The 12,796-nt window shown below is 32.2% G+C and carries 9 protein-coding genes; 8 read left to right on the forward strand and 1 reads right to left on the reverse strand.

All coding sequences use genetic code 11. The annotated features are described in order from the left end of the window. The first annotated feature begins 42 nt into the window (after positions 1–42). Genes bshC through JM80_RS09375 form a run of 5 tightly spaced genes read left to right on the forward strand, consistent with a single transcriptional unit; the run spans position 43 to position 7,560 of the window. On the forward strand, positions 43–1,644 hold the full coding sequence (gene bshC / locus JM80_RS09355) for a bacillithiol biosynthesis cysteine-adding enzyme BshC (RefSeq protein ID WP_144709863.1): 1,602 nt from the start codon (positions 43–45) through the stop codon (positions 1,642–1,644). Between the two features lie 5 nt (positions 1,645–1,649). Continuing rightward, entirely contained in the window at positions 1,650–3,020 is a 1,371-nt protein-coding gene (locus JM80_RS09360; protein ID WP_034644569.1) for an aminotransferase class V-fold PLP-dependent enzyme, read from the forward strand. A gap of 51 nt (positions 3,021–3,071) precedes the next feature. After that, positions 3,072–4,607: a glutamine-hydrolyzing GMP synthase gene (gene guaA / locus JM80_RS09365; RefSeq protein WP_034644568.1), complete on the forward strand. Its 1,536-nt coding sequence runs from the start codon at positions 3,072–3,074 to the stop codon at positions 4,605–4,607. Positions 4,608–4,609: 2 nt separating this feature from the next. Beyond that, entirely contained in the window at positions 4,610–7,018 is a 2,409-nt protein-coding gene (locus JM80_RS09370; RefSeq protein WP_186439764.1) for a LysM peptidoglycan-binding domain-containing protein, read from the forward strand. 5 nt (positions 7,019–7,023) lie between these two features. Continuing rightward, a complete protein-coding gene (locus JM80_RS09375; protein WP_144709867.1) occupies positions 7,024–7,560 on the forward strand; it encodes a DUF922 domain-containing protein in 537 nt (178 codons plus the stop codon). A 48-nt stretch (positions 7,561–7,608) separates the two neighbouring features. On the opposite strand, the gene JM80_RS09380 is transcribed toward JM80_RS09375, so the two are convergent. Beyond that, positions 7,609–8,640 (reverse strand): lipocalin family protein, encoded by a 1,032-nt coding sequence (locus JM80_RS09380; RefSeq protein WP_144709869.1) that lies wholly within the window; start codon positions 8,638–8,640, stop codon positions 7,609–7,611. Between the two features lie 121 nt (positions 8,641–8,761). On the opposite strand from JM80_RS09380, the gene JM80_RS09385 reads away from it, so the two are divergent. The 3 genes from JM80_RS09385 to yidC all read left to right on the forward strand — a co-directional run bounded on the left by JM80_RS09385 (position 8,762) and on the right by yidC (position 12,640). Continuing rightward, on the forward strand, positions 8,762–8,995 hold the full coding sequence (locus JM80_RS09385) for a DUF3820 family protein (protein WP_144709871.1): 234 nt from the start codon (positions 8,762–8,764) through the stop codon (positions 8,993–8,995). A gap of 61 nt (positions 8,996–9,056) precedes the next feature. Then, a complete protein-coding gene (locus JM80_RS09390; protein WP_013619803.1) occupies positions 9,057–10,679 on the forward strand; it encodes a CTP synthase in 1,623 nt (540 codons plus the stop codon). Positions 10,680–10,792: 113 nt separating this feature from the next. Beyond that, entirely contained in the window at positions 10,793–12,640 is a 1,848-nt protein-coding gene (gene yidC / locus JM80_RS09395; RefSeq protein ID WP_144709872.1) for a membrane protein insertase YidC, read from the forward strand. Positions 12,641–12,796 lie beyond the last annotated feature (156 nt).

Consider the following 12,796-nt stretch of genomic DNA (forward strand, 5'->3'; position numbering starts at 1 on the left):
ATAAGCAAAGAGTTTTATCTTTGCATACATATAATCGTATTTATGAAAGTCAGCAATATTCCGTACCACAAAACAGGTTACTTCTCTAGTTTAATGTGCGATTATTTAGAAGAGAAGAAAGAGTTACAATCTTTTTACAACAGATTTCCCAACTTAGAGAATTTTAAATTACAGATTGAAGAAAAGTCTAAAAATTTTCCTGATAGAAATAGAGAGGTACTAGCAAATGCATTAGTTAACCAGTATGCAAACATTACTACATCAGAAAAAACTAAAACAAATATATCTTTATTAAAAGAACAAAATACATTTACGGTAGTAACTGGTCACCAGCTAAATTTGTTTACTGGCCCCTTGTATTTCTTATATAAAATAATATCTACAATTAATTTAACCGAGGAGTTAAAAAGGACGTATCCAGAACAAAATTTTGTTCCTGTGTATTGGATGGCAACAGAGGATCATGATTTTGATGAAATTAACTACTTTAACTTTAAGGGGAAAAAGATACAGTGGAATAAAAATGCATCTGGCGGAGTAGGAAGGTTAAATACAGAAGGTTTAGACCAAGTGTTTAATGCTTTTTCTAGTACTATTGGTGGAGGTAAAACAGCAGAAGAGTTAAAAACTTTATTTACAGAAGCTTATTTAAGCCACACTAATTTAACAGCAGCAACACGGTATTTAGCAAATGAACTTTTTACCAGCTACGGTTTAGTTATTGTAGACGGAGATGATAAGGAGTTAAAAAAAATGCAAATACCTTATGTTAAAGAAGACCTTTTAAACCATACAGGATTTTCTAAGGTAGAAGAAACAAATGCAAGACTTAGTGCAGTTTCTGATAATTATAAAATACAGGTAAACCCAAGAGAAATTAATTATTTTTATTTGGTTGATGATGTAAGAGAACGAATTATAAAAAAAGATGATTTATACCTTGTTAATAATACAGAAATAACATTTACTGAAGAAGCTATTTTAAAAGAGCTAAACGAGTTTCCAGAGCGTTTTTCTCCAAATGTTGTTGGTAGGCCACTTTTTCAAGAAATTATATTGCCAAACCTTTGTTACATAGGTGGCGGCGGAGAATTGGCATATTGGTTAGAACTTAAGACATATTTTGATAGTCAGAATGTAACTTTTCCAATGTTATTGCTGCGTAATTCTGCTTTGCTAATAACAGAAAAGCAATCAGAAAAACTAAATAAACTAAACGTAAGTATTGAAGACTTGTTTTTAAAACAAAATAGTTTAGTAAATAAAAAAATAAGAGAAATATCTAACATAGATATAGATTTTACACCTCAAAAAAAACACCTAGAAGAGCAGTTTAAGCAGTTGTACACGCTTGCAGAGCAAACAGATAAAACTTTTTTAGGAGCAGTAAAGGCTCAAGAAGTAAAACAAAAAAAAGGATTACAAGCTTTAGAAGATAGGTTGTTGCAAGCACAAAAACGCAAGTTAAAAGACCACGTTATACGTTTAACAGATATTCAAAATCAGCTTTTTCCTAACAAGTCTTTACAAGAAAGAAATCAAAACTTTTCTGAGCCCTACTTAGAGTTTGGACCAAGTTTAATTTCTAATTTAATAGCAACTTTAAAGCCTTTAGACGGCAACTTTTTAATATTAGAATTATAAATTAAATGCACAAGATAGATTTAGGTTTAGTAGAAATGACAATGGATGTAATGAAATACGCCATTGATAGAATATCTGCAACTGAACGAGGAGTAGGAAAACCAGTTAAAGCTAAAGAATTAAAGGACTTGGTTGGTGAAACTATTACTAATAAAGGTATAGGCGGTGAAAATGCATTTAATTTATGGAAGAAACATTTGGCTAATGCAAATGTACAAATAGACCATCCTAGGCATTTAGCGTTTGTACCAGCATCACCAACTAGAGCGGCTGTAATGTTTGATTTGGTTACTTCTGCATCTAGTATACACGGAGCTTACTGGATGGAAGGTGCAGGTGGTATTTTTTGTGAAAACGAGGCAATGAAATGGATTGTTTCTTTAACAGGTATGCCAGAAGGCGCTTTTGGTGTTTTTACAAGTGGTGGTACGGCAGCAAACTTATCTGCATTGGTTACAGCAAGAGAGCATTTTAGAGAAAAAGAAGAAAACAGAGGAAAAAAAGGCTTAATTATAGCATCAATTGGTGCACACTCGTCTGTAAAGGCAATGGCCAAAGTTATAGACGTAGATATTCTTTTAGTAGATTCTGAAGAAAGTTTACATCAATCAGAATTAGAAGAAACAATTGCTGGTTTATCTGTAGAAGAGCGTAACAGACTATTTGCAGTAGTTGCAACTGGAGGCACAACAAATGCTGGTATTATAGATGATTTAAGTGGTATAGCTAACGTATGTAAAAAAGAAAACTTATGGTATCACGTAGATGCAGCTTATGGTGGTGGTGCTTTAGTTGCAGATTCTGTTAGGCATTTGTTTAATGGTATAGAGCAAGCAGATAGTATTACTATAGATCCACATAAATGGATGTTTTCTCCGTATGATTGTGGAGCAGTACTTTATAAAGATATGCAGTTGGCTAAAAATGCACACTCACAACAAGGGTCTTACTTAGATATTTTTAAGGATGAAGGAGCTCATGGTTTTAATCCAACAGACTACCAAATACAGCTAACACGTAGAGTAAGAGGACTTCCTTTATGGTTTTCATTGGCTATGCACGGTACAGATAGGTATAAAGAAGCAGTAGAACGCGGATTAGAACTTGCGCAAATTGCGGGTAAAATGATAGAAGCACACCCAGATTTAGAATTGGTAAGAGAGCCAAGCTTGTCTTGTGTGTTGTACAGAAGAAAAGGTTGGCAACCAGAAGATTATACGCATTGGACTTATGAAAACCATAAAAAAGGGTTTGCCTTGGTAACACCAACTAAATATAAATTAGGCAATACTTATGAAACTGTTTCTAGGTTTTGTTTTATTAATCCGGATACTACAGAAAAAGACATTGAACAAATCTTAAAAACAATGGAGTAAAATTTCAATAGTTTCGTTTAGCTTTTTTATAATTAAATATTACTTTTGCGCATGCAACATGACAAGGTATTAATTTTAGACTTCGGATCGCAGTATACACAACTTATTGCGCGTAGAGTTAGAGAGCTTAACATCTATTCCGAGATTCATCCATTCAACAAAATTCCAACAAACTTAGAAGAGTACAAGGCGGTTATCTTATCAGGTAGTCCTATGTCTGTACGTTCAGATGATGCTTTTCATCCTGACTTAAAAGGTATTAGAGGAGAAAAACCAATGCTAGCAGTGTGTTATGGCGCACAATACTTAGCACATTTTTCTGGTGGCGAGGTAGCCCCTTCTAACACAAGAGAATACGGTAGAGCAAACTTAAGTTTTGTAAAAGAAAATGAAACTTTTCTTAAAAACATAAGCGCAGGTAGCCAAGTTTGGATGAGTCATAGTGATACTATTAAATCTCTACCAACAAACGGAACATTGCTTGCAAGTACGCATGATGTACAAAATGCAGCATATAAAATAGAAGGTGAAACTACATATGCAATACAATTTCATCCAGAGGTTTACCACTCTACAGATGGTAAACAATTATTAGAAAACTTTTTGGTAGACATAGCAAATGTTAATCCAGATTGGACACCTAATGCTTTTGTAGAAGAAACAGTAGAAGCGCTACAGCAAAAAATTGGAGATGATAAGGTTGTTTTAGGTTTATCTGGAGGGGTAGATTCTTCTGTAGCAGCAATGTTATTGCATAAAGCCATAGGAAAAAACTTATACTGTATATTTGTAAATAACGGTTTATTACGTAAAAATGAGTTTACAGATGTATTAGAGCAGTACAAAGGTATGGGCTTAAATGTAAAAGGTGTAGACGCTTCGGCACGCTTTTTGGATGCATTAGCTGGGTTAAGCGATCCAGAACAAAAGCGCAAAGCTATTGGTCGTGTATTTATAGAGGTTTTTGATGATGAAGCTCATCAAATACAAGGAGTAAGCTGGTTAGCACAAGGTACAATTTATCCAGATGTTATAGAAAGTGTTTCTGCAACAGGAGGGCCAAGTGCAACAATAAAAAGTCACCATAATGTAGGAGGCTTGCCAGATTTTATGAAACTTAAAATAGTAGAACCATTAAAAGCTTTGTTTAAAGATGAAGTAAGGAGAGTAGGAGCCTCTATGGGTATGGCAAAAGACCTTTTAGGGCGTCATCCTTTTCCTGGACCTGGACTTGCAATTCGTATTTTAGGTGATATAACACCAGAAAAAGTAGCTATTTTACAAGAGGTAGATGCTGTATTTATAGGAGAACTTAAAAAAAGTGGCCTATATGATAAGGTTTGGCAGGCCGGAGCCATACTTTTACCCGTAAATAGTGTAGGAGTTATGGGAGATGAGCGTACCTATGAAAAATGTGTAGCTTTACGTGCAGTAGAAAGTACAGACGGAATGACAGCAGATTGGGTAAACTTACCATATGAGTTTTTACAAAAAGTGTCTAACAATATAATAAATAAAGTAAAAGGTGTAAATAGAGTAGTTTATGATATTAGTTCTAAACCGCCTGCAACAATAGAATGGGAATAATTATGAATAGTAAATTTTTTAAAACAGTTCTTTCTTTTTTGTTAATTCTTTTGGTTACAGCCAATTCTTATGCTCAAAAGTATAAGACACACCCTGTTAAAAGAGGAGAATCTTTAGAGAGTATATCTAAAACATATAACGTATCTATAGAGGATATTTTGGTCTATAATAAAGAGATTAAAAAGGGGCAAAAACTGACTCCTAATACTATATTAATTGTTCCGTTAGATAAAAAAATGGCAGATGTAACGGCTTCTTTGTCAGGTGATAAACCTGTAACGGTTACTCAGGTTAAGCAAGAGAAACCAATTCGTTTTATAGAACATAAAGCTAAGAAACGAGAAACTTTATACAGTCTTGCTAAACAGTACAATGTTACAGAAGATGACATTAAAAGATATAACAAACAATTATATGCAGAGCAATTAAAAAAAGGAACTGTTTTAAAAATACCTGTTTATAAAAAAGAGGTTGTAGATACTTCTGTAACTACAACAACTAATTCTGTTTCTGAGGTTTACGAAGATACTCCTTATAAGTTTACAGATTATAAAGTTAAAAAAAGAGAAACATTATATGGTATTTCTAAACAATTTAAAGTTTCTCAGGATCAGATAAAAAAGTACAATACAAGTTTGTATTCTGATGATGTAAAGAAAGGGATGATATTAAGAATTCCTCACTTTAAAAAGGTAGAAATTAAAGAGGTTGTTTTAAAGTCTTATATAGTAAAAGCTAAGGAAACACGCTGGAGTATAGCAAATAAGTATGGTATTACTGTAGATAGCTTGTTGCTACTAAATCCAGATTTACCAAAATCTTCTAATTATTTAGCAGAAGGGCAAGAGCTTAAAATACCAGAGAGAAATATAGTTGTTAGAGATAGCTTGGTTAAAACTGGTTCAGAAAAAGTGCCAGATTTTATAACCTATACTGTACCTGCAAAAATGAATTTTTATAGGTTAGAAAAGGCTTATGGTGTTACAGAAGAAAAAATAAAAGAGATTAATCCTCTAGTAAAGGAAAAAGGGCTTCAAGAAGGAATGAATATAAAAATTCCAACTTTAAAAGGTCAGTCTTCGTCAGATACACAAGTTGTAAATTCAGAAAACTTTATATTTTACGTAGTTCGTCAGGGGCAAGGAGAAATGTCTTTGTCTAGAGATTTAGGAGTATCATTTAGTGAGCTAATAGCATTTAATCCAGCTTTAAAAGATGGTATTAAATCTGGTATGGTTTTAAAGCTACCAAAATCTAGAAGTACCAACTTTACAGTTAAAAACTCTTTAATTTTACCAAAAATTAATTTAGTAGATAGTATAAATGTTGCGGTAAGACCAAAAGTTATGGTTTTATTACCTTTTAGATTAGACAAAATAGATGTAAATAATTCCTCTATAGCTAAAAAGGATATTGATAAAAGACTCGACACTAAAATTAGTTTAGGTTTTTACTCTGGTATGCAATTGGCATTAGAAACAATTAAGAAAAAAGGAGTTTCTGTAGATGTTACTGCCTTTGACACACAGTCTACTAAAAGTGTAGATAGAGTTAAAGAAATTTTAGCACAAGAAAATATTGCGAATTATGGAGCTATTATTGGTCCTTTAGATCCGCAATCTATACAAGAGGTAGCTAAAAAAACTGCAGGTTTACAAATACCTGTTGTGTCTCCTAACTTAACAGAGCAACAAATAGGATTTGGTAATACGTTTTACACTTTGCCATCTAATGAGGTTTTAAGAGCTAAAATTTTAGACTATGTTTCTAGTATTTATACCAATCAGAATATAGTAATTATAGCAGACTCTAAACATAAGGAAGCCTCTGATGCTATTATGGCAAAGTTTCCTAAAGCCAAAAAGGTTAGCTTAATTAAAGACTTAACTATTAATATAAATAAGTTAAAATATTTATTGTCTAAAAAGGTAGATAATTTTGTTTTTGTAGAGACTAGTAATTTGGCACTTTCTAAGCACGCCACATCTGTTGTAAACTCTTTAAATGCTAAGGATACAAAAGTTAGAATGTTTACCACAGACCTAAATAAAGCTTTTGATAGAGATGATGTAGATAACTTACTTTTATCTAATTTAAACTTTACATACCCATCTGTAAATAAAGAAATTACTGATGAAGAGTTTAATAAAATGTACAGATTTAAATTTGGAGCAAATCCAGATAAATACGCAGCAAGAGGTTTTGATATTATGTATGATGTATTGTTAAAACTAGCTTATAAAAATGATTTGTTTGAGGTATCTAAAATAGTAGGAGAAACAGAGTATATTGCTAATAAGTTTAATTATGTAAACAAGCAAAATGCAGGGTTTACTAATACAGCTGTTTATATTATGCAGTATAATGATATGAAAATTGAAGAAGTAGAAAAAGTAGTACCTAAAGTATAATTGGTATGTCTTTCTTTAAAAAAATAGTTTTTTTACTATGTATGTTTTTAGTTGCTAAAGGCATTGCACAAACTGAAGAAACTATTGTTTGGAGACCAAATTTAAGACTAAATTGGTCTAATTTTAAAGATAAAGCATCAATTAATAATAGAGCGGCAGCTATAACAGCTAGTGGTATCACTTATAAGTATACCACATATTTTGATAAAAAAAAGGGCAATAGATTCACATATGAAGTTGTTGCCCTTTTTTACCCAAATAAATCTTGGTATAAACCAGAGTTATGTACAGATATCACCTTAAGTCATGAGCAATTACATTTTGATATTGCAGAGATTTACGCGCGTAAAATGAGACTTAGCTTAAGTAAAATTAAACCTTCTAAACATACCAGAAATCAGGTGAAAGATATTTATGCCGCTATTAATAAAGAATTAAATACTTATCAGGATTTGTATGACTCAGAAACAAATTACTCTAGAGATATAGAAAAACAGCTTTTATGGCAAACAAAAGTTAAAAAACAACTTCAGTTAAAATAATTTAGATAATAAAAAAGCGACACCCAGTGTCGCTTTTTTATTTTTATCTTATTGCTTAGCTAATGTAATTACCAATGTCCCTTTAGTGTCTAAATCTACACCTCCAGTTGTTACAATCCTATTTACTTCGGTTTGTATAACAAGAGTTTCATCAGTTAAGCTAATTACTCTATAAGTTCCGTTTACAGTGTCATTAGCGTCAAGTTTTAGAGTGTCATTTTCTAATGACCAATCACCAGAACTTAGCGGACTTTCAGATGTTATGGTTTCTGTATAATCAGTTCCTAAAAACGAAAAATTAATTACAGTGGTGTATTCACCTGTGCTAATAATTGTATTAGGGTTTTCTGTAAATGTAGCTGTAGAGTTTTCGTTAGTAGAATTTGCTGTATATTCTAGCGGATAGGTTTGGTTGTTAACAACAGTAGTGGCTGTACCATTATCAATAGTAGCACTCACCAATACCCAAGTACCAAGCAAAGGAGATTTTACTTCTGCTTCATCTGCAATTAATGGGTTTGTGCCTGCATTTACTTCATCAATATTAATTATTCCGTCAGCATCACAGTCTAAGTTGTTCCAAGTTTCACTAGTGTCAACTGTTTGACTAGCGAGTAAAAAAGAGCAGTTACTTAAAGGGTCTGTACTATTGATTAGTTCTGTGCCATCAATTACACCATCCCCATCTGTATCAACAATTAAAGGATTTGTTTTATTTGCTTTTTCTTCTCCATCCGTTATTCCATCATTATCTGTATCCTCGTTATTTGGATCTGTACCATCTATTTTTTCATCTCCATCATTTACGCCATCATTATCCGTATCAGGAATTAATGGATTTGTTGAGTCTGTTTTTTCTTCTCCGTCACTTACACCGTCGTTATCAGAATCAGCATTAGTAGGATCTGTTCCATCTTTATTCTCGTCTTCATCCGTAACACCATCATTGTCTGTGTCTAATTCAGAATTGTTTGAGTCAGTGTTTTCACTTTGTTCAATTAAATTAAACAATTCTTGACTATCTTTGTCACAAGAATTTAAAATTATTAATAATAAGAATAGGGGAATTAAATTTTTCATAGTTGTTCTGGTTAATTGTTTTTCAATTTGTAAATATACTAATGAATTTGCCTTTTTTTAATGTAAGTTGTTGAACTTCTTTTAAATGTACGTTTAGAATTTACTTTTAGACTTTTTAATTATGTTAAAAAACGATAACCAAAAACTTATAGAATTGGCTCATTACAGAATGCCATTTGGTAAATACAAAGGAAGGTATTTGGTAAACCTACCAGAACCATATTTGATATGGTTTAATCAAAAGGGTTTTCCTGACGGAAAACTAGGTGTTTTGTTAAAATCTATGTTAGAAATTAAAATAAACGGATTGGAAGATATCATTCTAAAAATTCAGAAAGATTTTCCTAAAGAATAGACTGCTTTTGTAATAGCAATTTGCTATTTTTGCTTGCGTTAAGAAAACAACCTAACGCTACATGGCAAACACTAAGTACATATTTGTAACCGGAGGGGTTACATCATCTCTAGGAAAAGGAATTATAGCAGCATCTTTGGCTAAATTATTACAAGCTAGAGGTTACAGAACTACCATTCAAAAATTGGATCCTTACATTAATGTAGATCCAGGAACATTAAACCCTTATGAACACGGAGAATGCTACGTTACTGACGATGGTGCAGAAACGGATTTAGACCTTGGGCATTATGAACGTTTTTTAAACGTAAGAACTTCACAAGCTAATAATGTTACTACTGGTAGAATTTACCAAAGTGTTATAGAAAAAGAACGTAGAGGAGAGTTTTTAGGTAAAACAGTACAAGTAGTTCCTCATATTACCAATGAAATTAAAGAACGTATACAAATACTTGGTAAAAGCGGAGATTACGATATTGTAATAACAGAAATTGGTGGTACTGTTGGTGATATAGAATCTTTGCCATACATAGAAGCAGTTAGGCAATTACTATGGGAGCTAGGAGATAATAATGGTATTGTAATACATTTAACATTAGTACCATACTTGTCTGCTGCTGGAGAATTAAAAACTAAACCAACTCAGCACTCTGTTAAAACATTAATGGAAAGTGGTATTAAGGCAGATATTTTAGTTTGTAGAACAGAACACCAAATCTCTGATGAAATAAAGCATAAGTTAGCATTGTTTTGTAATGTAAAAAGAGAGGCGGTAATACAATCTATAGACGCATCTACTATTTATGATGTGCCTTTACTAATGCAACAAGAAGGTTTAGATACTGTTGTTTTAGAACGATTAGCATTGTCTGATACAGAAAAGCCAGATTTAACTACCTGGAATCAGTTTTTAGAACGTCATAAAAATCCAAAAAATCAAGTTACAATTGGTTTAATTGGTAAGTATGTAGAATTGCAAGATTCTTATAAATCAATTTTAGAAGCTTTTATACACGCAGGAGCAGAAAATGAGGTAAAAGTTGAAGTAAAATCTATACACTCTGAGCATATTTTAGGTAAAAATATGGCAGAAGAATTAAAGGGGTTAGATGGTATTTTAGTAGCACCTGGTTTTGGGGAAAGAGGTATAGAAGGTAAAATTGAAGCTGTACAATATGCAAGAGAAAACAAAATACCATTTTTAGGTATATGTTTAGGTATGCAAATGGCAGTTATAGAGTTTTCTAGAAATGTTTTAGGGTTAGCAGACGCTAATTCTAAAGAAATGGATGAAAAAACACCAAACCCTGTTATTAACTTAATGGAAGAGCAAAAAACTGTAGTTAACAAAGGTGGTACTATGCGTTTAGGTACTTGGGCTTGCCATTTAGAAGATAATAGCCTTGTTAAAAATGTGTATAGTGGTAAGGCAGATATATCTGAACGTCACAGACACAGGTATGAGTTTAATAATAAATACAAAGACCAAATAACAGCTGCTGGCTTACAAGCTTCTGGTATTAATAAAGATACAGGTCTTGTAGAAATTGTAGAGCTGCCTAAAGATATTCACCCTTGGTTTATTGGTGTACAATATCACCCAGAATATAAAAGTACAGTTGCAAATCCTCATCCTTTATTTGTTGGCTTTGTAAAAGCTGCTCTTGAGCATAAAAAACAATAAAAAAGTGCCACTTTGGCATAAAGTGTACATTTGGACATATATTTGCAAATTGTAATTTATTATTAACATAACTAGATTTATAGTGTTTGCTATAAAATCTTTGACATATTAGAATGGAAGAAAAGAAATTTGATGCAAAAACCTTAATTGGGTTTTTACTAATTTTTGGATTGTTTGTTTTATGGTTTAATACCACACAACCAACTGCCGAGGAACTAGAAGCACAGAAAAAAGAACAACAAAAAACTGAAGCTGCCACAGTAGATAACAAGCAAGAAAAAGAAACTACTGCTCAAGAACCAGTTTTAAATTTATCAGATTCTACAGCGGTTGCTAATTACAAAAGTAAAATAGGAGCTTTTGGGTATACACCAGCTTCAGAAGGAACAACTGTTTTAGAAAACAATGTTCTTTATTTAAGAATTAGTAACAAAGGAGGACAAATTGTAGAGGCAAAGATGAAAAACTTTGTTACTTATGATTCACTTCCTGTACACTTAGTAAAAGACAATAACGCAAGTTTTGGATTAACTTTTTCTACATCAGATAATAGAGTTTTAGATACAAAAGATCTATATTTTGAACCGTCAATCTCTAAAAATGGTGATAATACCGTGCTTTCTATGAAAGCTAAAGTATCTGCTACAGACTTTTTAGAATACAGATATGAGATTAAACCAGATGAGTACTTGTTAGATTTTAATATTCGTTCTCAAGGTTTAAACGGAGTATTAAACAGCGCTGCACCAATTGCTTTAGTCTGGAAGCAAAAAGGAATTAGACACAGTAAAAGTGCTACATATGAAAATAGATATACCCGTTTAACATACAACCATGATGATGGTAATATTAGTAAATTATCAGAAAGCAGTGATGATGAAGAAGAAGAGGTAGATGTTAAATGGTTGTCTTACAGGCAACATTTCTTTAGCTCTATATTAGCTACAGATAAACATTTTGAAACAGCTAAATTAAGTTCTGTAAACTTAGTTGAAGATGATACACCAGAAACAAAATTTACTAAAGAGAATACAGCTGTATTACCTTTAAAAGCAGATGCCGGTGAACTATCTTATAATATGAACCTGTATTATGGGCCAACAGATATTAAAGAACTATCTAAATACAAAGAGCTAGGTTTAGAGGACTCTATACCTTACGGTTGGGGAATATTTGGTTTTATAAATAGATATGTGTTTACGCCAGCTTATACTTTTTTAAGTAGCTTTTTACCTTACGGTATTGCAATTATTGTAATGACAATTTTGGTGCGTTTATTAATGTCGCCAGTAACCTACAAGTCGTACTTATCACAAGCAAAAATGAAGGTTTTAAAGCCAGAGATTGCAGAATTAGGAGAGAAGTACAAAGACAATCCAATGAAAAAGCAACAAGAAACTATGAAGCTTTATAATAAAGCAGGGGCAAGCCCAATGAGTGGTTGTTTACCAGCTTTATTACAATTGCCAGTTTTTTATGCCTTGTTTATGTTTTTTCCAACCTCTTTTGCGTTGCGTCAAAAACCATTTTTATGGGCAGACGATTTATCATCTTATGATATTATAGCAGAATTACCATTTCACATTCCATTGTACGGGGATCACGTTAGTTTATTTCCAATATTAGCATCTATTGCCATCTTCTTTTATATGATGATGACATCTGGACAAAATATGCAACAGCAGCCAGGTATGCCTAATATGAAATTTATTCTTTACCTATCTCCATTAATGATGTTAATATTCTTTAATAGTTACGCAAGTGGACTTAGTTTGTACTACTTTGTATCTAACTTAATTACAATATTTATTATGTTGGCAATTAAGAAGTTTATTATAGATGAAGATAAAATACACGCTAAAATTCAGGAAAATAAAAAGAAACCTAAGAAAGAAAATAAGTTTCAGAAGAAAATGCGTGAAATGATGGAGCAAGCAGAAGAGCAAAAAAAGAATAGATAATAGTCTTTTTTAAATTATATTAAAAATCCTGCTTCAGTTTTGAAGCAGGATTTTTTTGTTATGTATTCTTTAAATAAAAAAAAGCTCCTATTTCTAGGAGCTTTGAGCACTAAGTAGGTTAAACTTAGTAACATTTGGGACTCCAAAGATGCAACC

The sequence above is a fragment of the Cellulophaga sp. RHA_52 genome, assembly GCF_007827205.1.
Taxonomy (GTDB): Bacteria; Bacteroidota; Bacteroidia; order Flavobacteriales; family Flavobacteriaceae; genus Cellulophaga; species Cellulophaga lytica.

Coding starts and splice junctions, on each gene's coding strand:
- bshC (WP_144709863.1), top strand. CDS start 43: ATGAAAGTCAGCAATATTCCGTACCACAAAACAGGTTACTTCTCTAGT.
- JM80_RS09360 (WP_034644569.1), top strand. CDS start 1,650: ATGCACAAGATAGATTTAGGTTTAGTAGAAATGACAATGGATGTAATG.
- guaA (WP_034644568.1), top strand. CDS start 3,072: ATGCAACATGACAAGGTATTAATTTTAGACTTCGGATCGCAGTATACA.
- JM80_RS09370 (WP_186439764.1), top strand. CDS start 4,610: ATGAATAGTAAATTTTTTAAAACAGTTCTTTCTTTTTTGTTAATTCTT.
- JM80_RS09375 (WP_144709867.1), top strand. CDS start 7,024: ATGTCTTTCTTTAAAAAAATAGTTTTTTTACTATGTATGTTTTTAGTT.
- JM80_RS09380 (WP_144709869.1), bottom strand. CDS start 8,640: ATGAAAAATTTAATTCCCCTATTCTTATTATTAATAATTTTAAATTCT.
- JM80_RS09385 (WP_144709871.1), top strand. CDS start 8,762: ATGTTAAAAAACGATAACCAAAAACTTATAGAATTGGCTCATTACAGA.
- JM80_RS09390 (WP_013619803.1), top strand. CDS start 9,057: ATGGCAAACACTAAGTACATATTTGTAACCGGAGGGGTTACATCATCT.
- yidC (WP_144709872.1), top strand. CDS start 10,793: ATGGAAGAAAAGAAATTTGATGCAAAAACCTTAATTGGGTTTTTACTA.